Source organism: Curtobacterium sp. C2H10 (assembly GCF_025407985.1).
Classification (GTDB): Bacteria; Actinomycetota; Actinomycetes; order Actinomycetales; family Microbacteriaceae; genus Curtobacterium.
Genome location: NZ_JABXGF010000057.1, coordinates 1 through 22,892 on the forward strand (window position 1 = coordinate 1; position 22,892 = coordinate 22,892).

Annotated in this window: 22 protein-coding genes; 6 read left to right on the plus strand and 16 right to left on the minus strand. The window is 73.3% G+C overall.

Annotated elements, in window-relative coordinates:
- Nucleotides 1–394: 394 nt before the first annotated feature.
- The 3 genes from rlmN to HWD93_RS15780 all read right to left on the minus strand — a co-directional run bounded on the left by rlmN (nt 395) and on the right by HWD93_RS15780 (nt 3,511).
- Nucleotides 395–1,627 carry a 23S rRNA (adenine(2503)-C(2))-methyltransferase RlmN gene (gene rlmN / locus HWD93_RS15770; protein ID WP_070416448.1) on the minus strand — a complete coding sequence of 411 codons (1,233 nt, stop codon included), beginning with the start codon at nt 1,625–1,627 and terminating at the stop codon, nt 395–397.
- A gap of 40 nt (nt 1,628–1,667) precedes the next feature.
- A complete protein-coding gene (locus HWD93_RS15775; protein ID WP_261647324.1) occupies nt 1,668–2,582 on the minus strand; it encodes a C40 family peptidase in 915 nt (304 codons plus the stop codon).
- A 179-nt stretch (nt 2,583–2,761) separates the two neighbouring features.
- Nucleotides 2,762–3,511, minus strand: a complete 750-nt coding sequence (locus HWD93_RS15780; RefSeq protein ID WP_261647325.1) for a pyridoxamine 5'-phosphate oxidase family protein — start codon at nt 3,509–3,511, stop codon at nt 2,762–2,764.
- 58 nt (nt 3,512–3,569) lie between these two features.
- Between HWD93_RS15780 and HWD93_RS15785 the strand changes: the two genes are divergently transcribed.
- Nucleotides 3,570–4,976 carry a PLP-dependent aminotransferase family protein gene (locus HWD93_RS15785; protein ID WP_261647326.1) on the plus strand — a complete coding sequence of 469 codons (1,407 nt, stop codon included), beginning with the start codon at nt 3,570–3,572 and terminating at the stop codon, nt 4,974–4,976.
- On the opposite strand, the gene HWD93_RS15790 is transcribed toward HWD93_RS15785, so the two are convergent.
- From HWD93_RS15790 to HWD93_RS15800, 3 genes are read right to left on the minus strand one after another with little or no spacing between them, the layout of a single operon-like run.
- Nucleotides 4,963–5,841: an alpha/beta fold hydrolase gene (locus HWD93_RS15790; protein WP_261647327.1), complete on the minus strand. Its 879-nt coding sequence runs from the start codon at nt 5,839–5,841 to the stop codon at nt 4,963–4,965. The genes HWD93_RS15785 and HWD93_RS15790 overlap by 14 nt on opposite strands.
- A complete protein-coding gene (locus HWD93_RS15795) occupies nt 5,841–6,851 on the minus strand; it encodes a helix-turn-helix domain-containing protein (protein WP_261647328.1) in 1,011 nt (336 codons plus the stop codon). Before HWD93_RS15795 ends, HWD93_RS15790 begins: the two co-directional genes overlap by 1 nt.
- Nucleotides 6,848–7,027 (minus strand): hypothetical protein, encoded by a 180-nt coding sequence (locus tag HWD93_RS15800; protein WP_070416453.1) that lies wholly within the window; start codon nt 7,025–7,027, stop codon nt 6,848–6,850. Before HWD93_RS15800 ends, HWD93_RS15795 begins: the two co-directional genes overlap by 4 nt.
- Before the next feature lie 235 nt (nt 7,028–7,262).
- On the opposite strand from HWD93_RS15800, the gene HWD93_RS15805 reads away from it, so the two are divergent.
- Both HWD93_RS15805 and HWD93_RS15810 read left to right on the plus strand, forming a co-directional pair.
- A complete protein-coding gene (locus HWD93_RS15805; RefSeq protein ID WP_070416454.1) occupies nt 7,263–7,613 on the plus strand; it encodes a GntR family transcriptional regulator in 351 nt (116 codons plus the stop codon).
- Nucleotides 7,610–8,578: a DUF1648 domain-containing protein gene (locus HWD93_RS15810; RefSeq protein WP_261647329.1), complete on the plus strand. Its 969-nt coding sequence runs from the start codon at nt 7,610–7,612 to the stop codon at nt 8,576–8,578. The genes HWD93_RS15805 and HWD93_RS15810 overlap by 4 nt, the downstream gene beginning before the upstream one ends.
- A gap of 133 nt (nt 8,579–8,711) precedes the next feature.
- Here HWD93_RS15810 and HWD93_RS15815 read toward each other — a convergent pair whose 3' ends face one another.
- Complete coding sequence (locus HWD93_RS15815) at nt 8,712–9,491, minus strand: SDR family NAD(P)-dependent oxidoreductase (RefSeq protein WP_261647330.1); 780 nt, start codon at nt 9,489–9,491, stop codon at nt 8,712–8,714.
- A gap of 102 nt (nt 9,492–9,593) precedes the next feature.
- On the opposite strand from HWD93_RS15815, the gene HWD93_RS15820 reads away from it, so the two are divergent.
- Complete coding sequence (locus tag HWD93_RS15820; protein ID WP_261647331.1) at nt 9,594–11,201, plus strand: hypothetical protein; 1,608 nt, start codon at nt 9,594–9,596, stop codon at nt 11,199–11,201.
- Here HWD93_RS15820 and HWD93_RS15825 read toward each other — a convergent pair whose 3' ends face one another.
- Genes HWD93_RS15825 through HWD93_RS15850 form a run of 6 tightly spaced genes read right to left on the minus strand, consistent with a single transcriptional unit; the run spans nt 11,202 to nt 17,342 of the window.
- Complete coding sequence (locus tag HWD93_RS15825) at nt 11,202–12,119, minus strand: phosphogluconate dehydrogenase C-terminal domain-containing protein (RefSeq protein WP_261647332.1); 918 nt, start codon at nt 12,117–12,119, stop codon at nt 11,202–11,204. It abuts the gene before it with no gap.
- A complete protein-coding gene (locus HWD93_RS15830) occupies nt 12,116–12,949 on the minus strand; it encodes a sugar phosphate isomerase/epimerase family protein (protein WP_261647333.1) in 834 nt (277 codons plus the stop codon). The genes HWD93_RS15825 and HWD93_RS15830 overlap by 4 nt, the downstream gene beginning before the upstream one ends.
- Nucleotides 12,946–13,737 carry a triose-phosphate isomerase family protein gene (locus HWD93_RS15835; protein ID WP_261647334.1) on the minus strand — a complete coding sequence of 264 codons (792 nt, stop codon included), beginning with the start codon at nt 13,735–13,737 and terminating at the stop codon, nt 12,946–12,948. Before HWD93_RS15835 ends, HWD93_RS15830 begins: the two co-directional genes overlap by 4 nt.
- A complete protein-coding gene (locus HWD93_RS15840) occupies nt 13,737–14,222 on the minus strand; it encodes a ribose-5-phosphate isomerase (RefSeq protein ID WP_229087489.1) in 486 nt (161 codons plus the stop codon). Before HWD93_RS15840 ends, HWD93_RS15835 begins: the two co-directional genes overlap by 1 nt.
- A gap of 10 nt (nt 14,223–14,232) precedes the next feature.
- On the minus strand, nt 14,233–15,951 hold the full coding sequence (locus tag HWD93_RS15845; RefSeq protein WP_261647335.1) for a dihydroxyacetone kinase family protein: 1,719 nt from the start codon (nt 15,949–15,951) through the stop codon (nt 14,233–14,235).
- A complete protein-coding gene (locus tag HWD93_RS15850; protein WP_261647336.1) occupies nt 15,948–17,342 on the minus strand; it encodes an MFS transporter in 1,395 nt (464 codons plus the stop codon). The genes HWD93_RS15845 and HWD93_RS15850 overlap by 4 nt, the downstream gene beginning before the upstream one ends.
- 188 nt (nt 17,343–17,530) lie before the next feature.
- Here HWD93_RS15850 and HWD93_RS15855 point away from each other — a divergent pair, with 188 nt between their 5' ends.
- Both HWD93_RS15855 and HWD93_RS15860 read left to right on the plus strand, forming a co-directional pair.
- Nucleotides 17,531–18,271 (plus strand): FadR/GntR family transcriptional regulator, encoded by a 741-nt coding sequence (locus tag HWD93_RS15855; RefSeq protein WP_070416464.1) that lies wholly within the window; start codon nt 17,531–17,533, stop codon nt 18,269–18,271.
- A 204-nt stretch (nt 18,272–18,475) separates the two neighbouring features.
- Nucleotides 18,476–19,162, plus strand: a complete 687-nt coding sequence (locus HWD93_RS15860) for a bifunctional 2-polyprenyl-6-hydroxyphenol methylase/3-demethylubiquinol 3-O-methyltransferase UbiG (protein ID WP_261647337.1) — start codon at nt 18,476–18,478, stop codon at nt 19,160–19,162.
- On the opposite strand, the gene HWD93_RS15865 is transcribed toward HWD93_RS15860, so the two are convergent.
- Genes HWD93_RS15865 through HWD93_RS15875 form a run of 3 tightly spaced genes read right to left on the minus strand, consistent with a single transcriptional unit; the run spans nt 19,122 to nt 22,557 of the window.
- Entirely contained in the window at nt 19,122–20,042 is a 921-nt protein-coding gene (locus HWD93_RS15865; protein WP_261647338.1) for a sugar phosphate isomerase/epimerase family protein, read from the minus strand. The two genes, HWD93_RS15860 and HWD93_RS15865, sit on opposite strands and share 41 nt — an antisense overlap.
- Nucleotides 20,039–21,250: a dihydrodipicolinate synthase family protein gene (locus HWD93_RS15870; protein WP_261647339.1), complete on the minus strand. Its 1,212-nt coding sequence runs from the start codon at nt 21,248–21,250 to the stop codon at nt 20,039–20,041. Before HWD93_RS15870 ends, HWD93_RS15865 begins: the two co-directional genes overlap by 4 nt.
- Nucleotides 21,247–22,557: a Gfo/Idh/MocA family protein gene (locus HWD93_RS15875; RefSeq protein WP_261647340.1), complete on the minus strand. Its 1,311-nt coding sequence runs from the start codon at nt 22,555–22,557 to the stop codon at nt 21,247–21,249. The genes HWD93_RS15870 and HWD93_RS15875 overlap by 4 nt, the downstream gene beginning before the upstream one ends.
- Nucleotides 22,558–22,892 lie beyond the last annotated feature (335 nt).

Here is a 22,892-nt window from a genome sequence, read left to right on the forward strand (position 1 = left end):
AATGTGCACGCTGTTGAGTTCTCAAGGACCAGACGCACTCCCCACTCGACCCCGAAAGAGGTTCCGCCAGAGAGGCTATTAGCTTTCGTTGCCCGGGGAAGAACCGTGGTGGACAAGATCTCCGGGTCTGTGACCGGGTGACCGTCTCGGCCGTTCCGTTCTCCGCCTCAGCGGCAACGAGTGATTACTTTACGCAGAGGTGAACGGCAGCACCAACCCGGGCCACATCCCGGGCGTGTCGGGCCTGCGAGGCCCGGAAACACGCGGATCGCGCGGTGCGGGCCGAGCCGACTCGCGCCGGGAACGACGGAAGGCACGGTGCGAACCCGCACCGTGCCTCCCGAACGAACCGAATCGGCCCGAACCGGACCGAACCGGACCGGACCGGACCGACCTACTCGGCCGCAGCCAACTGCCCGCACGCACCGTCGATCTCCTTGCCGCGGGTGTCGCGGAGGGTCGTCGGGATGCCGGCGGCGTTGAGTCGGCGGACGAACTCGTCCTGCACGTGCACCTCGGACGAGGTCCAGACCGAGCCGGGCGTCGGGTTGAGCGGGATCGGGTTCACGTGCACCCACCCCTTGCCGCGCTTGTTGAGCTTCTCGGCGAGCAGGTCGGCACGCCACGCGTGGTCGTTCATGTCCTTGATGAGCGCGTACTCGATCGAGACACGTCGGCCCGTCTTGACGAAGTAGTTGTGGGCGGCGTCGATCGCCTCGTCCGCCTTCCACTTCGAGTTCACCGGGATGAGCTCGTCGCGGAGTTCGTCGTCGGGCGCGTGCAGGGAGAGCGCGAAGGTGACGGGGATGTCCTCGTCGGCGAGCTTGTTGATCGCGGGGACGAGCCCCACGGTCGACACGGTGATGCCGCGGGCGCTCATGCCGAGGCCGTTCGGTTGCGGCGCGACCATGATCCGGACGGCGTCCATCACGCGCTTGTAGTTCGCGAGCGGCTCCCCCATGCCCATGAACACGATGTTCGTCACGCGTTCGGCGTCGACGCGGTCCTTCCCGCCCTTGCGGGGATCACCGCCGAGCTCCCCCGCGGCGATGGCGGCGTTGGCACGGACGATCTGCTCGATGATCTCGGCCGTGGACATGTTCCGGGTGAGCCCGGCCTGCCCGGTCGCGCAGAACGGGCAGTTCATCCCGCACCCCGCCTGGGACGAGACGCAGAGCGTGATGCGACCCGGGTACCGCATGAGCACCGACTCGACCAGCGCCCCGTCGTGGAGCTTCCAGAGGAACTTGATCGTGTCGCCCTTGTCCGTCGCCAGACGACGGGTCTCGGTGAGGAGGGGCGGGAGCATGCCCGCCACGAGTTCCTCACGCTGGGCGGCCGGCAGGTCGGTCATCTGCGCGGGGTCGGACGTGTAGTGCGTGAAGTAGTGGGTCGAGAGCTGCTTGGCGCGGAACTTCGGCAGCCCCAGCTCGACGACCTTCGCCTCACGCTCGGCGACCGTCATGTCGGCGAGGTGCACGGGCGGCTTGCCACGCTTCGGGGACGCGAACTGCAGCAGCGGCCGGCCGTCGGTCCCGGTGGCCTGCGTCCAGCCCTCGGTGCGCGGACGCACCTGCGGACGAGCAGAGCGCTGCTCTTCGAAGGGGGTGCGGGTCTCGGAGGCCATCACTCCAGTTTACGGGACGACGACGCCCCGCGGGTGCCGGTCAGCTGCCGGCGGGGAGCAAACGGGCGAAGTGGTGCGCCGCGGAGTACATCGGCACGATGTCGACGACCGCGCCGGGGTGCGGCGCCTGGAGCACCAGTCCGTCGCCGAGGAAGATGCCGACGTGGTCCTCGTTGTCGTACACGACGAGGTCGCCGGGCTGCGCCTCGGACTCCGGGATCGTCGTCGCGGCGGCGTCCTGCGTCGGGACGTAGTGCACGAGCGGGATCCCGACGGCCGCGTACGCGACCATCGTCAAGCCGGAGCAGTCGATGCCCTCGTGGCTCGCGCCGCCCTCGACGTACGGGTCGCCCATGTACTGCAGGGCGGTGGAGACCACGGTCGCCCGGTCGCCACCGGCGGAGAGGATCTTCGAGATCGCGTCCTCCGCCTGCTGGGTGCTGACGCCGAACTTCGTCACGATCGTCGGGTAGGACACCACGGTCGTGGTCGTCGTCATGCCGTCGGTCGACACCACGGGGACCTCGACATCCCGGGCGACGGTGTAGGTCTGGGTGTGCTGCGAGGTGGTCGTCCCGTGGTGCGCGTCGGTCGACGGGGTCGCGGCGTTCGCCGGGACCGCGAGCGTCAGGCTCGAGGTGATGGCCAGTGCGGGCGCGAGGAGCACCGCTGCGCGCTTCGCGTTGGCAGCCCGGCGGACGTGCCGCGGGTCGACCGCCCGTTCGGCTCGGAGCGCTGCGGACCGGGACAGTACGGCCGCTCCGGCGACGGCCGTCGAGGCGACCGGGCGGGTGTTCGACAGGGACACGCTGCGCGCCGGCTTCTCGTGCTCCACGAAGGTCGAGCGGGCCACGGCGGGGCCGAACGCGGAACGACGCCCGCGGGGACGGCGCAGTTCGACGGCTTCGGTGGTGGCCGCGCCGTCGGGGGCTGCGGGCAGTGCGTGGCGTCCCATGGTTCCTTCCGGGTCGGACGAGCCGGCCCGAGCAGATGACGAGGCGACTCGGGAAGATAACGTATTGGTCACGAACCTGGGCCCCGCTGGGCACTCGCCGCGGGTTCCTGCAGTTCGTCACAGGCTCGGGCGTTCCTCGCAGCCCGTTCAGAACCGGCCCGCACCGCTCCGGACGCGGCTCAGGCGGGGGTGGGCCGCATGACGGCGGCGATCCGCGCCTCCCGAGCCCGTGCCAGGTCGTCGAGGCGGGCCGCCAGGGCACGCACCGACTCGTCGACCGGCGCGTCCCCCGAGATGTCCCCCGGGAGCGGCGCCCCGGCGGTGACCGCGAGCGGGAGGACGCCCGCCCAGACCGCGTGGTCCTCGGCGTCGTCGACAGCCTCGCCGACGCCGGCGGCGCGGATCTTCACGCTCGCGTGCTCGAGGGGCAGCTGGAGGACCTGGGTGGCACGGACCTCCTTGGCGGTCATCTCGCGGACCTCGTCGCGGCGTCCGGGCATGAGGTGGTCGGCGACCTGCCAGAGCGCTTCGGTCCGCAAGTCGTCCGGCACCACGGTGGCGTTGCCGACGACCACGGCGCTGCGGTAGTTCGCGGAGCTGTCGAAGGTCGAGCGTGCGAACACCAGGCCGTCGACGTGGGTCACCGTGGCGCTGACGGGGACACCCGCGGCGCCGTCGAGGAAGAGACCGCCGCCGGTCGAGCCGTGCAGGAGCAGGACGGGGCCGGCGCCGAGGTCGCCGACGCCGCAGAGGAACGGCAGGACGAGCGGGTGACCGTCGCGGACGAAGCCGACGTGCGCGACGATCGCCTCGGCGAGGATCGCGTCGAGGTCGGCGGGGTCGTGGGACTGGCGGTCGCGGAGGCGGCGGACGGCGAGCGACGGGACGGCGGAGTCGGCGGGGTCGGACGGGAGGCTCGTGGTGCGCATGCGGGCAACGCTAGGGTCAGGACCGGTCCGGTTCGTGGACCAGATCGGGAGTGCTCAGGTGGACCAGTTCGGGAAGACCGCCGGGGTCGTCGCGCGCGTCCGGGCGATGGTGCAGGACGGGACGCTGGTGTCCGGGGACGCAGTGCCGTCGACCCGCGTCCTCGCGGCGGAGCTGGGGGTGGCGCGGGGGACGGTGGTCGCGGCGTACGAGCAACTCGACGGCGAGGGGTGGATCCGGACGCGGCAGGGTGCGGTGGCGCGGGTGGCGGCGGGGGTCGGTGCGGGCCACTGGCCCACCGAGCACGCTGCGCGCGACGCGACGGGGCGCACGGACGGGCACGCCGACAGCGCGGCGGGTACCGGCGCGGACCTCCTCGACGCCCGCCCCGGGATCCCGGCGGTCACGGCGATCGCCGCCCGCGACTGGCGGGCCGCCTGGCGCGCCGCTGCGGACGCCCCGCTCCGCAACGCACTGTCCGACCCGGCCGGCCTCCCGGAGCTCCGCGCGCAGATCGCTGCCCAGCTCGGCCTCGCTCGCGGGTTCGCCCCGGGGATCGGCCGGGTCGTGGTCACCGCCGGCACGGCCGAGGCGCTCTCGCTCGTCACCGAGGGACTCCGGAACCGCCTGGGTCGGGCGCCGGTCGTCGCCGTCGAGGATCCCGGCTACCGCTCCGGACGTCGGGCGATGACGAGCGTCGGGGCCACCCTCGTGGGTGTCCCGGTGGACGGCGACGGGATCGACGTGGACGTCCTCGGCCGCATCGGCCCGGTGGACGCGGTCGTCGTCACGCCGACGCACCAGTACCCGCTCGGCTCGGTGATGCCGGTGGCACGACGGCTCCGCCTGCTCGACTGGGCGAAGCGCACCGGGGCGGTCGTGGTCGAGGACGACTACGACTCGGAGTTCCGGCACCGCGGCTCCCCTGTCCCGGCGCTGGCGGCACTCGACGCGACGGGCGTCGTGGTGCACGTCGGCGGGTTCTCGAAGACCCTCGATCCACGGCTGCGCTGCAGCTACGTGGTCCTGCCACCGGGGCCGGTGCACGAGGCCGTCGCCGCCTCGCGCCTCGCTCGCGGACCCGTGGTGGCGGAACCCGTGCAGATCGCGCTCGCGCACCTCCTCCGCACGGGCGCCCTCCGCCGTCACCTCGGCCGCGTGCGCCGGGACTACACGCATCGGCGCGAGCGGGTCGCGACGCGCGTCGCAGCGGTCGCGGGCCTGGAGGCGCGTGCCCTGGACGGCGGGCTGCACGCGGTCCTGACGTGGTCGGGTCGGGCGGCGGGGCGCGACGTGGTCGCCCGGATGGCGCGGTCCGGTGTGCTGGTGAGCGCGGTGGAGGAGTACGAGGTGTCGCCGGGGAGCGCACCGGCGGGGATCGTCCTGGGCTACGGCGCGCTGACGCTGCCGCAGCTCGATCGCGCACTCGACGTCCTGCTCGAGGTCCTGCGGGTCAGGGGCGACTGACCCGCAGGTGGCTCCGCACCCGGTCCTGCACGGCGCTGGCGTCCGGGTGGTCCCAGAGCGCGAAGTGGGTGCCGCCGGGCAGGACGAGGAGCTCCGCTCCCGGCACCTCGTCCGCCGCCCGGACGCTGTTGGACGGCGGGACGTCGACGTCCGCGTCACCGTGCAGCAGCAGTGTCGGGGCCCGGACGGCTCCGAGGTCGAGGTCGGTCACCGCGCCGAGGTTCCGGACGTCGGCTTCCCACCCGGCACGGTGGGGGCCCGCGGTGTTGCCGGTGCGGGCGAGGTCGAGCAGGAACGTGCGACGCTCCGGGTCGCGCAGGATCCCGCGGACGTGGTCGCGGAGCCGTCGACCGCGCAGGGAGCTCACGCCCGAGACCGCGAGGCGCACGACGACGCCGGGCACCAGTCGCGCGGCGGCCCGGGCGAGCGCGGCGCCGAGGAGGGTGCCGCCGACCAGGCGCTCCGGTGCGGAGACCTCCGGGGGCGTCCAGGGACCGGTCAGTCCGGCCGCCACGACGAGGGAGCGGACCCGCTCGGGGTGGCGGACGGCGAACCGGTAGGCGGCAGGGGCTCCGCCCGACCAGGCGAGCACCGCCACGCGGTCGATGCCGAGCGCGTCGAGGACCTCGGCGTACCGATCGGCCTCGTCGTCGAGCGAGTCGTGGCCGGGTCGGACCCGGGTGCCGAGGTACCCGGGACGTGAGAGCGTGACGACACGGAAGTCGGCGGACGGCAGGAACCGCGCCATGATCTCGGCGACGTCGATCCCGCCGGGGGTGCCGTGCACGACGAGGACGGGAGCGCCCGCGCCGCGGACGGCGAACTCGGTGTCGTCGGTGACGACGGGACGCGTCTCTGGTGGCATCACCCGACGATATCCGCGGCGGCGATGAGTCGTCTCCGACCGCGGAGGGTGTCCCCCGGGTACTCGCCGTACATCGAGAAGTACGACCCCGAGAAGCGCCCCATGTGCCGGAAGCCGCAGGAGTGCGCGACGGTGGCCACGGAGGTCTCGCGGGGGTCCGCGAGCTGCAGGCCGAGGCGGGCCTTCTCGAGGCGCAGGTCGCGGAGGTACGCCATCGGCGTGCTGCCCTCGCGCCGTTGGAACCCCTCCTGCAGGGTCCGGACGCTGACCTCGGCCGCGGCGGCGATGTCGGTTGCGGCGATGGTCCGGTCGAAGTGCGCGTACATGAACGCCTTCGCACGTTCGACCGTCCCGGCGGGCGCGGCGGTCCCCCGGCGGTCGGCATCGGAGCGGAAGGCGCCGAGCACGGCCTCGGCGAGCCGCAGGTCGAGCGCGGCCCGGTCGGCGTCGACCACGGCGACGTCGAGCAGCGGACGGGCGACCTCGCGCAGCACGGCCTGCAGCGGCGCGAGGCGTTCGGCGGACACGGTCACGGGGAAGGCGAGGGGCACGGGGGCGGCGTCGGTGCCCACGACCGCGACGGCCTCGAGGAAGTCCGCGTCGAAGTGCACGAGGTGCTTCGTCCCTGCCGGTGCCGAGACGTGGAAGGGGCGTCCGGCCGGGTACATCACGGGCACGCCGGCGCGGAGGAGCACGTCGTCGTCCACCACGATGCCGCCCTCGACCGACCACGCCAGCAGGTACTGCCGTTCGGGTGCGAGGAATCCGGACCGAGCGGCGGACACCGACGACGTCCGGAGGCTCAGGCGGCCGTCCCCGGTGGCTCGGTAGCGGAAGCCGAACGACGACGAGGAGGGGGCGAAGGCCATGTCGTGGCCGTCGTACACGCCGCGGTAGAACTCGAGTGCTTCGTCGGGGTCGGTGCCGCTCTGGAGGACTTCCCGGACGGAGGTCCGACGGACCTCCGCGGTCGAGGACTCCGCCGGCGGCCGGTCCGCCGCGGGGATCACCGTCGCTCCGGACCACCAGGCGATCGTTCCCCGACGAGGTCGGCGAGCGACGGCTCGGACTCGACGGGGACCGCCCAACCGCGGCGTGTGGCCCGTCGGAGGTGTCGGTACGTGGTCACCCGCACCGGCTGGACGTCGGCGTTCGACTCGTAGCTGCTCAGTTCCTGGCTGCTCATGGCGTGCTCCCTGCTCGCGAGCCCGGCTCCGCCTCGGCCTCATGGATGCCGACGTCCAGAACGGCCTCAGGGTCAAGGAGGTGCCATCGGAGCGTCGGGAGGACGCGGATCGATGCCGTCTTCTCCAGCGACGGTACGCGCGTGCCGGACAGCCCACGTGGACCGGACACCCAGCCCGCGCTATCCGGACGGACCGCTGTCGGCACGGACTTGATTGTTCGCATACAATGCAAACATGTTGATCACCGTCGACCCCGGAGCGCGGGCATCGCTCGCGGACCAGGTGGCCGCCCAGATCCGGCACGCGATCGCCCGCGGCGAGTTCCGCAACGGCGAGCGGCTGCCGTCTGCGCGCGAACTCGCGGCCGCCGTCGACGTCAACATGCACACGGTGCTGCGGGCCTACGCCCAGCTGCAGGACGACGGGCTCATCGAGCTGCGCCGGGGCCGCGGTGCCACGGTGCTGCGATCGGGCAACGCGTCGTTCGACCGGCTGCGGTCGCTGGTGGTGGAGCTCCGTGAGCAGGCGGAGACCCTCGGGGTCCCGCTCGACGACCTGTACGCGATGATCAAGGGGGCACGATGACGACTCGGACGATGGGGACCGGCGCACGACTGGCCGTGGTGGGACCGAGCGCGGCGGTGGCCGTCGCGCTGGTCGTCACGGCACTCACGCTCGGACCCGCGCTGCCGGCACGGGTGGCGACGCACTTCGGCGCGGACGGTGTCGCCGACGCCTGGGGGTCGCCGTGGCCGTTCTTCTGGGGGTCCCTCGTGGTGGCCCTGGTCGCCGCCGGACTCGCGGTGGTGGCGCTCGGACGCAGCGACCGACGGACGTGGGCGACCCTGCTGCTGGTGGCGAACCTCCTGAGCGGGTCCGTCGCGACCGCGTGGATCGCCGAGGCGATCGTGAACCGCGTCGACGACCCGACGTTCCCGGTGTGGTGGGCCGTCGTCACGCTCGCGGTCGGTGTCGCCGTGGCGGTGCCGCCGACGATCGCGCTCGTCCGGACGGCAGCGCCGGTCCCCGCGCACGACGTCCCTCCGTTGGACGTCCCGACGGACGCCCGGGTCGCCTGGCGTGCACGGGTCGGCAGCCCCTGGTTCGCGGGGCTCGGCGTGGTCCTCGTCGTCGGCGGCGTCGTCGCGGCCTGGGCCACCACGTCGGCGTCCGCGTCCGCCGACATCGGCGCGGCCGCGGTGTCGGGCGGGCTGCTCGTCCTCGCCGGGATCGCGGTGGCGGTGCTCGCGCGGGTCGAGTGCACGGTCGATCGACGCGGCCTCCGGCTGACCTCGACGTGGACGCGGATCCCCCTCGTGCGGGTCCCGCTCGACCGCATCGAGTCGTGCGGGTGGGAGCAGGTGTCGCCCGGGCAGTGGGGTGGGTGGGGCTACCGGATCTCCGGCCGGGGTGTGGCGTACGTGGTCCGTTCGGGGCCGGGGCTCGTCGTCCGGCTCCGGGGCGGCGGAGCGCGGGTGGTCACGGTCGCCGATGCCGAGCGCGGTGCGGCGGCGCTCGGCGCGCTGCTCGCGGCACGCGGGCACGCCTGACCCCCGGGGCACGTGCGCACTTCGTGAGCAGGAATGGTCGGGTCGGTCGAGCGGACCCGACCATTTCTGCTCACCATCGAGCAGCGCGGCGGGGCGCGGGCACCCGGGCCCGGGCGCGCGGCGCGGCGCGGCGCTACAGGCTCGTCATGCCGCCGTCGACGCGGAAGAGCGCGCCGGTGGCGTACGACGACTCGTCGCTCGCGAGGTACACCATGATGCCGGTGACGTCGTCCGGGGTCCCCGCCCGGCCGAGCGGCGTCCGGGACACGATCGCCGCGCGGGACTCGGGGTCGCCCGAGATCGTCTGGACGAGCGCCGTCTCGGTGTAGCCCGGCACGACGGTGTTGGCGCGGATGCCGTCACGGGCGTAGGCCATCGCGGTCGCCCGGACGAGCGCGTGGACGCCGCCCTTCGTGGACGAGTAGGCGGCGAAGTCGGCGCCCTCGCCGTTCAGGCCGGTCGGCGACCCCGTCACGACGACGGACCCGCCGCCACCGGCCGCGAGCATCGCCCGGACGGCGTGCTTCACGGTGAGGAAGGTGCCTGTCAGGTTCACCGCGAGCGTGCGGTTCCAGGTCTCGAGCGAGACGTCGGCGACCCTGGCGTCGTGGCCGAAGAGCTGCACGCCGGCGTTGGCGACGACGACGTCCGGCACGGCGCCACGGGCGACCAGGGCCTCGAAGCCAGCCGCGACGCTCGACTCGTCCGCGATGTCCACGGTGAGCGCGATCGCCGAGTCGGCAGTGGCAGCCGCGGCAGCCGCCGCACTCGCAGCAGCAGGCGCAGCCGCGGCGTCGCGGTCCGCGTACACGACCCGCGCCCCCTCGGCCACGAACCGGTCTGCGATCGCCCGCCCGATCCCCGATCCGGCCCCGGTCACCAGGGCGGTCTTCCCGGTCAGTCGTCCGGCCATGCGTGTGCTCCGTCCTCGGGGCGGCAGTGCCCCGTCCTCGGAGCGACGTCGCTCCTGGACACATCATTGCGCAACCGGTTGACCGACTGGTAGCAAAGGGACATGACCGACGACGGTGCGTGGGCGGACTCGACCACCGAGGACGTGCTCGTTGTCGGACCGTGGCGTGTGACCTTCCGTGGCGCCGAGCTCGCCGACGTCCGCCACGACGGGGTACCGGTGCTGCGCGGCATCCGGTTCGTCACCCGCGACCAGGACTGGCGCACCGCGGACGACACCGTCACCCGCCGAACGACCGACGCCGCCGCCGAGGCCGAAGCCGACGCGACCGACGAACACGGGCACGCGCGGGCCCGGGCCCGGGCCCGCATCGAGGTGACGAGCGCCTTCGACGACGCCGAGGTCCTCCACACCACCCTCGACCTCACGATCGACGACGACACCCTGCACGTCGATGCGACCGCCACCACGACGGCGCCGTTCCGCCGCAACCGCATCGGCCTGGTCGTCCTGCACCCGCCGACCCTCGCCGGCACCCCGTTCACGGTCCGCCACCCGGCAGCACCCGCCACGGCGCACACGTTCCCGCTGTGGATCGCCCCGCACCAACCCGCGACCGACGTCGCCGGGTACGCCTGGACGACCGGCGGTACGGACTGCACGCTCGACCTCACCGGCGACGTGTTCGAGATGGAGGACCAGCGCAACTGGACCGACGCCTCGTTCAAGACCTACTCGACGCCGCTGGCCGAGCCCTTCCCCGTCGCGCTCGACGCCGGTGCCGTCGTCCACCAGGCACTCACACTGCGCGCGGTGCGACGACCGGGAGGCGCGCCCTCCCCCGCCCCGGACCTCGCCGCGCTCGACGGGCCGGCCCCGACCTCCGTGGTCACCCCGCCCCCGACTCTCCAGCTGCTGGCCGCCTCCGCCCCGGCCGCTGCGCGCCCGGACGATGCGGCGCTCCCCGGCGGCGTGCCGATCCTGGTCGAGCCCGTCCTCGGCGACCCCGACGTCGCCGCGGTGCTCGCCTCCGCCCGGCGGGACGCCCGAGGCGCACCGCTCGACGTGCGGTTCGTCACCGACGACCCGGCCCTGCTCCGCGCCGCGGTCGACGAGGTCCTGGAATCCGGGCCGGTGGTGCGCATCGGCGCGTTCGACCCGTCGTCGCACGTGACGACGACGGCGCTGCAGCGGGCGCTCCGGGAGGCGGCGGCCGCACACGAGGGACTCGACCTCGTGGCGGGGACACGCGCGCACTTCACCGAGCTGAACCGCACGATCGACCTGTTCGGCGACTGGGACGGCCCGCTCACGTTCAGCGTGACGCCGCAGATGCACGACCGCAGCCGTGCCCAGGTGACCGAGTCGATCCGGATGCAGCGCTGGGTGGCGATGAGCGCCTCCAGGCTGGCCGCCGGCAGGCCGCTCCACGTTGGACCGGTGACGCTACGTCCGCGGTTCAACGCCGTGACGACGTCACCGCGTCGGGCCGCGACCGACGCGTCGGTCGAGGCCGGGTACGGGCCGCAGTCCGTGCCGGACGCGACGGATCCGCAGCAGCACTCCGCCGCCGCCGCCGCGTGGTTCGCCGCGGCCGTGCAGGCGCTCACGGTGCCGGGTGTCGCCGCGATCACGCTCGCCGAGGTGTGGGGACCGAGGGGAACGCCCCGCCGGAAGGGGGTCGGCGGGGCGTTCCGGTCTCGGGGGTGATCAGCGCTTGACGGCGTCGATCTTGAGCATCTTGGCGATGACGCTGTCGAGCTCGCTGTCGTCGAAGACCTGCTTCCAGTCCTCCTTGATGAGCTTCTCGCGGCCGTAGCCCATCGCGATGTGGCAGGCGTCCGAGAACGGGTTCGAGCCGCGCAGACCGTTCGTCAACGCGATCCAGGTGTGGCCGTAGAGCATGGCGCGGGCGGCCTCGCGGGGCACGCCGACACCGGTGACGGTCTCCTCGAGGGCGTCGTTGAGGAAGTCGCCGATCATGCAGGCGATGGTCTCGACGAGCGTCGGCTCGAGGACGGCGAGCTGCTTCACCGTGACCCAGTGCACCTGGATGACGGGCGCGTACATGGTCGTGATGACGGCCTCGGCGATCGCCTTGGCGGCGTCACCGTCGTCGCCGAGCGACTCCGACGCGTCGAAGGCGGCGATGACCTCCTGCGGGGCGGCGATGCCCCCGAAGGTGTCGTCCCACTCCTCCTTGGTGGTGCGCTCGAGGAACACCGACGGGTGGCACGGGTGCGCCACGGCGTAGTGGATGTCCTCGCGCTTCGCGAGCAGCCCGGCGTAGGCGGCGGCCGGGTCGAGGGTCAGGATGCTGGCACCCGACTTCATGACGGGGACGAGCTGCTCGGAGATGCTGCCGAGCAGGACGTCCGGCACGGCGAGGATCACGACGTCGGCGACCTTGGCGGCCTCGACGCTGTCGGTGAGCGACCGGCCGAGGGCCTCGATGCGCTCCTGCCCGGCGGGCGAGGCCTCGCTGTAGAGCGTCGTGTACTCGCTCTTGGCGAAGTTGTTCGAGACGCGGGTGCCCATCTTGCCGCCGGCACCGATCACGGCGACGGTGACGTCGGACGTACCGGATCCGGCAGCGACGGTGTGGGGGGTGGTGACGGTGTCGGTCATGATTCCTTGCTCCTGATGTACTCGATGGTGTGTTCGGTCCACGCCGCCTCGATGCGGGTGGTGGTCTGTGCCGGGTCGCCCGTGGTGCCGAGGGCCTCGTCCTGCCAGGGCAGCCAGAACTCGACCACGCGGTTGATGCCCCGTGCGTCGGGGTGGATCGCGGCGCGGACGGCGTCGTAGTCGAGGAGACCGGTGCCGGTGCGGACGCCGGTGTACTGGAACCCGACCCAGCCCGGTGAGCGGGTGAACCCGGAGTCCTTGACGTGCCAGTTGCGGGTGTACGGGGCGGCCGCGGCGACCACGTCGGCGGGGTGCTCCAGGCGCGCGACGGTGTTCGCCGGGTCGAGGCAGATCCCGAGGTGGTCGGAGCCGACGGCCCGGACGACGGCGACGAGGTCCTCGGTGGCGACGACCTCGTAGGTCTCGAGCGCGAGCGTCACCCCGGCTGCCTCGTACGCGGGGAGCGCCCGGCGCAGTCGACGTTCGGTCTCGAGGGCGTCGGGCTGGTCGTCGCCGCTCGTCCACATGCTCCGCACGAGGGTCGCGCCGAGCGCCTGCGCGACGTGGAGGTACCGCCCGAGGTGCTCCGGGTGGGTCCCACGGGTGCCGACCTCGAGCGCGAGCCCGAGCTCGTCGGCCAGTGCCCGGATCGCGGCCAGTCGGTCGTCCGAGGCGGTGTCGAGCGGCAGGTGGTCGCAGATCTGGAAGAGGTCGACACCGTCGTGCGCCGCTGCGTCCCGCATCGCGTCGTCGAGCGACATCGGGTCCGGCACGCGGTCGGACATCCGCCAGAAGTAGGCGTAGGTGGAGAGGCCGAGCAGGGAGGTCATGCGGTCGCTCCCAGCTGCCCGGCTTCGTCGAGGATGGTCCGGATCGCGGCGGGGTCGTGCGCGAACCGTCCGAGGAACAGCCCGCCGATGCGCCCCTGCCCACGGGTGAGCAGGCCCGGTCCGGCGCTGCCGCCGTAGATCGCGACGGAGCCGGCGAGCTCCGGTCGGGAGGCGAGGTGCTCCTCGATCCCGGAGAGGACCGCGACGATGTGCTCGTCGGGCGCGGGCGCCGGGGCGCCGATCGCCCACACGGGTTCGTACGCCGCGATGACCGGCCCGGCGAGACCGTCCGCGGTCGCGGTCGCCAGGAACCGGTCGAGCTGCGCGGTCACGTCCGCCACGGCGGTCTCACTGGAGGCGCGGGTGGTCTCCCCGACGCAGATCAGGGGCCGCAGGTGGTTGCGGAAGGCGGCGTGCACCTTCCCGGCGATCTCCTCGTCCGTCTCGTGGAACAGGGAGCGCCGCTCCGCGTGCGCGATCTCGACGAGCGCGACGCCGATCTCGCGCAGCTCCGCACCGGACACCTCGCCGGTGAAGGCGCCGGTGTCCGCCCAGGCCAGGTTCTGCGCGCCGAGCGTCACGGGCGCGTCCCCGATCACCTCGCGCACCGGGACGAGCGCGGGGAACGTCGGGATGACGAAGAGCTCGACGGCGCCGGACCGCACCGCGGGGTGGGTCCGGGCGATGTCGGCCACGGCGGCTGCCCACTCGAGCGTCCGGGCGTGGGAGAAGTACATCTTCAGCGACACCCCGATCGTGAGCGGGGCGGCTGCCGTGGACGCGGGCATCAGGCGTCGGTCCCGACCGGGGCCGACCCGTCGTACTGGCAAATTGCCTGCACCTTCTCCGCACTCGCGGACGACGTGTCGAAGGTGTAGCCGAGCCACTCGCGCGCCATGCGCCGGGCGACCTCGACGCCGACGACGCGCTGGCCCATGCAGAGGACCTGGGCGTCGTTCGACAGGATCGAGCGCTCGACGCTGAACGAGTCGTGCGCGGTGACGGCCCGGATGCCGGGGACCTTGTTCGCGGCGATCGCGACGCCGAGTCCGGTGCCGCAGATCAGGATCGCCCGGTCCGCCTCGCCGTTCGCGACGAGCCGTGCGGCGTCGACGGCGACGTGCGGGTAGGCGGTGTGCCCGTCCGCGTCGACGCCCACGTCGGTGACGCTGACCACGCGCGGGTCCGTGGCGAGGTCGGCCTTGATGATCTCCTTGTAGTCGAACCCGGCGTCGTCGGAGCCGACGACGATGCGGAACTGCTGCTCGGTCATGGGGTCTTCCTTACTTCTCGGAGAGCGTCGCGAGGACCGCGGCGGTGATGAGGGCGAACGAGATCGCACCGGCGTCGGGGGTGCCGACCGCGTCCTCGCCGTGGGTCCGGGCGCGGCCCATCCGCGGCAGCAGGTCGGCGGTGGCGTCGGCCGCGGTCGTGGCGGCGGCGGACGCGGCGGACCAGGCGGTGACCAGGTCGTCGCCGGCCGCGGTGCGGACGGTGAGGACCTCGTCGAACGGGACGAGCGCGTCGACCATGGTCTTGTCGCCCGGGACGGCCCCGAACGCGAGGACGGCCTCGGCGGCCGCGTGCACGGCGTCGGCGACGGTGGTGGCCGTCGGGCGCGAGGTGTCCCCGAGGACGCGACCCAGTGCCTCCAGGGCCGCGCCCCAGATCGCACCGGACGTGCCGCCGGCCTTGTCGGACCAGGCGTCGCCGGCGATCGCGAGGACCGAGCCGGCACCGGCGCCGCGTGCTGCGGCGTCCTGCGCCGCCGCGTCCGCCGCGGTGGAGCCGCGCTGCATGCCGATCCCGTGGTCGCCGTCGCCGGCGACGGCGTCGATGCGGCCGAGTTCGTCGGCGTGGGCGTCGATCGTCGTGCGCACGGCCGTGATCGCCGTCGCGATGCGGGTGGCGGACACCCGGGACTCGTCGGTGCCGACGGTCACGGGGACGACCACGCCGGCCTCGAGGACGTCGGAGGACACGGGCTCCTGCGGGACGGCACCGCCCTTGCGGTAGGCGGGACTGTCGGCCGGGGCGGCCCAGAGTTCCTCGAGCTCGTCGTCGAGCCAGAACAGCGTCAGCGAGACGCCGGCCATGTCGAAGCTCGTGACGAGCTCGCCGACCTCGGGCTCGACGACGACTGCGCCGGCCGCGGTCAGTCGGCGCTGCACGGCGTCGAACACGACGAAGAGTTCCTCGTACTTGACGGAACCGAGGCCGTTGAGGATCGGGACGACGCGTGCCCCGTCGACTGCGACACCGGACGGCAGCTCGGTGAGCAGCTTGTCGACGAGCAGGTCCGCCAGTCCGGACGCGGTGGGGACGTCGGCTTCGTCGATGCCGCGTTCGCCGTGGATGCCCATGCCGATCGCCATGCGGCCCTCGGGCACGGTGAACAGGGGTTCGTCCGCGCCGGGCAGCGAGCAGCCGGAGAACGCGACGCCGAAGCTGCGGGTGCGGTCGTTCGCCCGCTCGGCGATCGTCGTGACGGTGTCGAGGTCGTCACCACGCTCGGCGGCGGCTCCGGCGACCTTGAACACGCAGAGGTCGCCCGCGATCCCGCGGCGCTTGTGGGCCTCGACACTCGGGGCACTCGCGACGTCGTCGGTGACCCGCACCGTGCGGACGCTGATCCCGGAGGCCTCGAGCGACCGGGCGGCTGCGTCGAAGTTGAGGACGTCGCCGGCGTAGTTGCCGTAGCTCAGGAGCACCCCGCCGCCGTGCTCGGAGGCCTTCGCCACCGCCGTGACCTGCTGGGCGCTCGGGCTGGCGAACAGGTTCCCCATCGCCGCACCGGCGGCCAGGCCGTGCCCGACGAGCCCGCCGAACGCCGGGTAGTGCCCGGACCCGCCGCCGACGACGAGCGCCACGGTCCCCTCGGGGCTGGTGGTCGAGCGGGCGACCCCGCCGTGGACCTTCCGCACCCGGGAGCGGTTCGCGGCGACGAAGCCGTCGACCATCTCGTCCGCGAAGTCCGCGGGGTCGTTGAACAGGCGGGTCATGCGTGGGACTCCTGGGTCGTGGTCGTCGCGGCCTGCGCGGCAGCGTCGGCGTCGCGTCGCTCGTTCCGCTTCGTGGTCCGGCCGAGGACGAACATCAGGACGCTCGACAGCACCATGAAGAACCCGACGATGAACATCGGCACCTGGTACCCCCCGGTCCACTCGCTGACGGCGCCGGTGACGTACGGCGCGGCGAAGCCTCCGAGGTTGCCGACGGTGTTGATGAGCGCGACGCCCGCGGCCGCTGCGGCACCGGTGAGGAACTGCGTCGGGACGGTCCAGAAGTTCGGCAGCGCGGCGAAGATCGAGCACGCGGTGATCGCGATGACGGCGACCGTGGCAGCCGGGCTGTTCATGTAGAGGGCCACCGGGATGCTCAGGCCGCCGACGAGGGCGGGGACCGCGATGTGCCACACCCGGACGCCGCGTCGGAACGCGTCACGCGACCAGAAGTAGAGGACGACGGCGGCGGGCACGTACGGGATCGCCGTGATGAGCCCCTTCTGGAACAGGTCGAACGTGGTGCCGAACTGCTCCTGGAAGCCGTCGATGATGGTCGGCAGGAAGAAGCTCAGGGCGTACAGGCCGTAGATGAAGCCGAAGTACACCGCGGCGAGCATCCAGACGCGACCGGAGCCGAACGCCGCTCGGAGGCCGCCCTTGCCGTGCGCGTTCCCCTCCTTCTGGCTGTTCTCCTTCGCGAGGGCGCCCTCGAGCCAGAGTTTCTCGTCCTCGTCGAGCCACTTCGCCTGCGACGGCTTGTCCTTCAGCACGAAGAGGCACAGGATGCCGACGATGATCGCGGGGATCGACACGCAGAGGAACATGAAGCGCCAGCCCGCGAGGCCGCCGAGCAGTCCCTCGTGGGTCATCAGCCAGCCGGCGAGGGGCGAACCGATCACGCTGGTGAGCGGCTGCGCCAGGTAGAAGAGCGCGAGCATCTTGCCGCGGTGCCGGGCGGGGACCCAGGTCGACAGGAACAGGATCGCGCCGGGGAAGAACCCGGCCTCGGCGATGCCGAGCAGGAAGCGCAGGCCGACGAGCTGCGGGTAGTTCTGCACCCACGTGAAGAGCAGCGAGACGATGCCCCACGTGATCATGATGCGGGCGAGCCAGACGCGGGCGCCGAACTTGTGCAGCGCCAGGTTGGACGGCACCTCGAGCACGAGGTAGCCGATGAAGAACACGCCCGAGGCGAACCCGAACTGTGCGGCGGTCAGGCCGAGGTCGGCCTCCATGCCGTTCGGGGCCGCGAAGGAGATCGCGGTGCGGTCGAGGAAGTTGATGAAGAACATCAGCGCCACGAAGGGCACGATGCGGATCGCGATCTTGCGGATGGCCGTCTTCTCGACGACCGAGGTGGGGATGCCTCGCGTGGCGGGGATGTCCACGATGACTCCTGCTCGGGTGGGGTGGTGCTCCGGTCGGCTGCTGCGCCGGGGACGGAGGTGACGCATCGGTGCGCACGGACCAGTGTGCGCGGTCGCTCCAAACTTGTCAACCGGTTGACCATTCCCTCCCGCCGCGGCTCGGCAGGGAGTCCCACCGCAACCGGTTGACCGACCGGTACGCTCACTGCATGCCCGCGTTCAGCCCGGACGACCCGCTCAACATCCGCCTCGAACTCGAGTCGGTGCCGACGGGCTCCCCCGCCTCCGAGGTCGCCCGACAGCTCGTGTCCCTGCTGACCGCCGGCGACCTGGCACCCGGTTCGCGGTTGCCCTCGGAACGGGTGCTGGCCGAACGGCTCGGGGTCGGTCGGTCCGCCGTGCGAGAGGCCCTCGCGGCGCTCGAGATCCTCGGCATCGTGCAGATCCGCCCGGGTTCCGGCACGTACCTGCAGGGCGGGACCTCGGACCTGCTGCCGACGACCCTGTCGTGGGGGCTCATGCTCGCGTCGAACCGGACCCGGGAGCTGCTCGAGGTCCGGTCGTCGCTCGAACGCACCGCGGCGATCCTCGCCGCCCAGCGTGCGACGCCGGCGCAGCTCGACGAGCTCCAGACCTACATCGACCGGCAGCACCAGGCGCTCGACGACCCGGACGCCTTCATCGACGCCGACGTCCGGTTCCACGTGCTGCTCGCCCGCTCCGCCGGGAACGACGTGCTCGCCGACCTGCTGCAGAGCCTCCGCTCGATGCTCAGCGTGTGGGTCGGCCGTCGTGTCCGGACCCGCCAGGCCACCGAGGCCGCGTACGAGGAGCACCGTGCGATCCTCGAGGCGCTCCGGGCCGGGGACGTGCTCGCGGTGCAGCGGGCGATGGACGACCACATGGCCACGGCGAGCGCCCGCATCGAGCACGCCGGCCCCGCCGACTGACGGGCGGGGCCAGCCGCCGGCCCCGCCCGCGGGGCGCGCGCGCTTCGTGAGCAGAAATGGTCGGGTCGGGGACAGCGTCCCGACATCTTCTGCTCACGATCGGGCGGCCAGGAGGCGCGGTGCGGCCCCGCCACGCACGGTGCGACGTTGCCGGGGTGGCAACACCGCTTGGGTTCCGGCCGGTCCGTGCGGTGGAGTGACGGCATGCACACGCACCGGGAGCCGTCCGACACGACCGCACGCAGCTGGTGGGAGGCCCGCTACGCCGAGCACGACGGGATCTGGTCGGGGCGGGTGAACGCGGTGCTCGCCGACGTCGCGTCGTCGCTGCCAGCGGGACGCGCGCTCGACCTGGGCTGTGGCGAGGGCGGCGACGTCGTCTGGCTCGCCCAGCAGGGGTGGGCGACCACCGGGGTGGACCTGTCGGTGACGGCGGTCACCCGCGGTTCCCGGGCTGCCGTCACCGCCGGGCTCGAGGAGCGGACGGCGTTCGTCGCGGCCGATCTCGGCTCGTGGGACACCGCGGCGCGGTTCGACCTCGTCACGGCGTCGTTCCTGCAGTCGTGGCCGGTCGAGATCCCGCGTGCGGCGATCCTGCGGCGGGCGGCCGGGTTCGTGGCGTCCAGCGGGCACCTGCTCGTGACGGCGCACGCCGCGCCCCCGCACGGGGACCTGCCCGAGGAGATGCGGGCGTACCGCTTCCCGACGCCGGCGGAGGACCTCGCGGCGCTGGGGCTCGACGACGGGTGGGAGGTCGTGGCCGCCGAGCTCCGACCGCGCACCGCGGTGACGCCCGAGGGAGCGCCGCACGGGGTGCTCGACAGCGTGGTGCTGGTCCGCCGCCGCCCCCTCAGCGAGGCAGGGGCAGGGGCAACGGCACCGAGGCAGTGAACGCCCGGACCACCCGGTCGACGACGTCCGTCGCCGGGGCGTCCCACACGGCCTGGTTGAAGATCTCCACCTCGACGTCACCGGCGTACCCGGCGGCAGTCACGGCAGCGGTCACCGGCCCGAAGTCGATGTGCCCGTCCCCCATCACACCGCGGGAGAGCAGCGGGTCGGCGGCGATCGGGGTGAGCCAGTCGCACACCTGGTAGCTCGCGATCCGCCCGGCGGCACCGGCGCGGGCCACCGAGGCCGCGAGCGCCGGGTCCCACCAGACGTGGAACGTGTCCACGACCACACCGACGGCAGCGGCCGGGAAGGGCGCCGCGAGGTCGAGGGCCTGCGCGAGGGTCGACACGACGGCCCGATCGGCGGCGTACATCGGGTGCAGGGGCTCGACGGCGAGCTGGACGCCGGCGTCGACGGCGTGCGGGACGAGGTCGGCGAGGGCGTCGGCCACGCGGTCCCGGGCGTCGATCAGGTCGCGGGACCCCTCGGGCAGTCCTCCGGCGACGAGCACGAGCACCGGCGCGGACCCGGGCGCGCCGGCCTCGGCCAACGCCGCGGTCTCGTCGATCGCCCGGCGGTTGTCGTCGAGTGCCCGCTGCCGTTCGGTGCCGACCGGGAGGGTGAAGAAGCCGCCGCGGCAGTGCGAGGAGACCCGGAGGCCGGAGTCGGCGACCATCCGCACGGCCTCGGACAGCCCGACCTCGGCGACGGGCTCCCGCCAGGTGCCGATCGCCTGGACGCCGGCGGCGCGGACGGTGTCGAGGGCGTCCCGGAGCGAGGCGTACTTGATCGTCGCCTGGTTGATCGAGAGCCGTGGATGCGGGTGTGCAGAGCCAGCGGCCGCACCGGTCCGCGAGGCCTGCACCGAAGGGCTCACGCGACCACCCCGGAGAGCGGGCGGTCGGCGGGGGCCGAGCCGCGCCTCCTGGCCGTCACGGGCACACCGGACACGGTGAGCAGGTCGTGCCACCGCGACGCCGCGAGCGACGGGTCCTCGAGCGCGCCGCAGGCGTTCGCGAGCCGGACGGTCTCGGACAGGTGCGGCAGGGAGCGGCCGGCGTGCTGACCGCCGACCATGGCGAAGGCGCCCTGGTGGCCGTTCAGCCAGGCGAGGAAGGCGATGCCGGTCTTGTAGTGCCAGGTCGGGGCGCTGAAGACGTGGCGGGACAGGGCCTCGGTGGGGCCGAGCAGCGCGCGGAAGGCGGTCTCGTCGGGGAGGGCCCGGACGGCGGCGGAGGCGATCGGCGCCACGGCGGCGAACGCGCCGAGCAGGGCGTCGGAGTGCGTCCGATCGGTCCCGGCGATGAGGTCGACGTAGTGGAAGTCGTCGCCGGTGAACATCCGGACGCCGGCGGGCAGTCGGGAGCGGAGGGCGACCTCGGCCCGGGCGTCGAGCAGGCTCATCTTGATGCCGGCGACCTTCGACCCGGCGTCGCCCATGATGTCGAGCACGGTGTCGGGGCCGTGCTGACCGCCGAAGTAGCCGGCGAGGGCGGGGTCGAACGCCTCCCCCAGCCAGTGCAGGACGACGGGGGCGCTCGCGCGCTCGATGACCCTGCGGTAGACGCGGCGGTAGACCGCGGGATCGCTGCCCGCCAGGCGCGCCAGGTGTCGGCTCGCCATGAGCACGACCCCCGCGCCGGCGTCCTCGGCGTGGTGGAGCTGCGCGACGTAGGCGTCGACGACCTGCTGCTCGGTGGCGACCTGGTCCGGGAGGTCGTCGGTGTTCACGCCGACGACGATGCGGCCGCCGACGGACTGCGCCTCGCGGGCGCTGCGGGTGATGAGCTCGCGCGTGGCGGCCGGGTCGAGCCCCATGTTCCGCTGCGCGGTGTCCATCGCGTCCGCGACGCCGAGGCCCCACGACCAGAGGTGGTGCCGGAAGGCGAGGGTGGCGTCCCAGTCGAGGTCCGCCGGTGCACCCGGCGTGTTGTCGGCGGCGGTGCGCGGGACGACGTGGGCGGCGGCGTAGACGACGCGCTCGGTGAGCGGGGCGGTCGGCTTCGCGGTGGCCGCCACGGCCGGCTCGCGCAGGTCGACCCGGCTGGTCGTGCCGTCGGGCGCGAGCAGGGTCAGGGTGGTCATGCGCGTGCTCCGACGGTCTCGGCGTCGTCGGCGCGGTCGGCGCTGTCGGCGCGGTCGGCGCGGTCGGCGCGGTCGGCGCTGTCGGCGCTGTCGGCGCGGTCGGTGCGTTCGGCGTTGTCGGCGCGTTCGGCGCGGTCGACGTTGTCGGCGCTGTCGCCCTGGAGGCGCGGCTCGGCCCCGGTGGGCAGGGTCAGCTCCGGCAGGTCGATGCGTCGTCCTTCGGCGCTCGAGCGCAGACCGGCCTCCGCGAGCGCCACGCCGCGGGCACCGGACAGCAGGTCGTAGGGGTGCGGGCGGCCGGCCACGAGGTCGCGCAGGAAGTCCTCCCACTGCGCGCGGAAGCCGTTGCCGAACACCTCGTTGTCGGGGACCTCGAGCCACTGCGCCCTGTAGTCGCGGTCGTCCCGCAGATCGGGGTTCCACACCGGCTTCGGCGTCGCAGTCCGCGGCTGGATACGGCAGCCGAACAGTCCCGCGACGGCGCTGCCGTCGGTGCCGTCGACCTGGAACTCGACGAGCTCGTCACGGTCGACCCGGACCGCCCAACTCGAGTTGATCTGCGCCGTGATGCCGCCGGCGAGGTCGAACACGCCGTAGGCCGCGTCGTCCGCGGTCGCCGCGTACCCGGTCCCCTGCTCGTCGGTTCGCTCGTCGATGTGCGTGACCGCGCGGGCGTACACCGACTCCACGCGGCCGAACAGCTGCTCGAGGACGTAGTTCCAGTGCGGGAACATGTCGACGACGATGCCGCCGCCGTCCTCGCGGCGGTAGTTCCAGCTCGGCCGCTGCGCGGTCTGCCAGTCCCCCTCGAACACCCAGTAGCCGAACTCGCCGCGGACGGAGAGGATCCGGCCGAAGAACCCGGAGTCGATGAGCCGGCGGAGCTTCCGGAGGCCGGGCAGGTAGAGCTTGTCGTGCACGACGCCGTTCGGCACGCCGGCGTCGGCGGCGAGGCGGGCGAGCTCAAGCGCCTCCTCGGAGGTCTCCGCCGTGGGCTTCTCGGTGTAGACGGCCTTGCCGGCGGCGATCGCCTTCCGCAGGGCGTCGGCGCGGGCGCTCGTCACGGCGAAGTCGGCGAAGACGTCCCAGCGGGGATCGGCGAGGGCGGCGTCGAGGTCGGTCGTCCAGTGCTCGAGGCCGTGCCGGGTGGCGATCTCCTCGAGCTTCGCGGCGTTCCGGCCGACGAGGATCGGTTCGACCTGCAGCCTCGTGCCGTCCGGGAGCGGGAGCCCGCCGTCGTCGCGGATGGCCAGGATCGACCGCACGAGGTGCTGGCGGTAGCCCATGCGTCCGGTGACGCCGTTCATGATGATGCCGATGGTGCGCGTGGTCAACGCGTGCTCCCTTGCTCGCTGTGGCCCGCTCGCCACCGTGGTGGAAAGCGCTTGCCGGAACCGTACACCACGGCCCGGGCCGACCGCACGCGCGTGTTCGGGTGTGTGCGTTCGGGGCCGGGCGTGCGGCGCGGGGGCGTGGGGGGGCGTGCGGGGCGCGGGCCTGGGGCGTGGGCGCCCCGTGCCACTTCGTGAGCAGAAATGGTCGGGTCGCGCCACGGCACCCGACCGTTTCTGCTCACGATCCGGGCGACGGGGACGGGCGCGGGCGACGAGGACGAGCGCGGGCGCGGGCGACGGGACGGGCT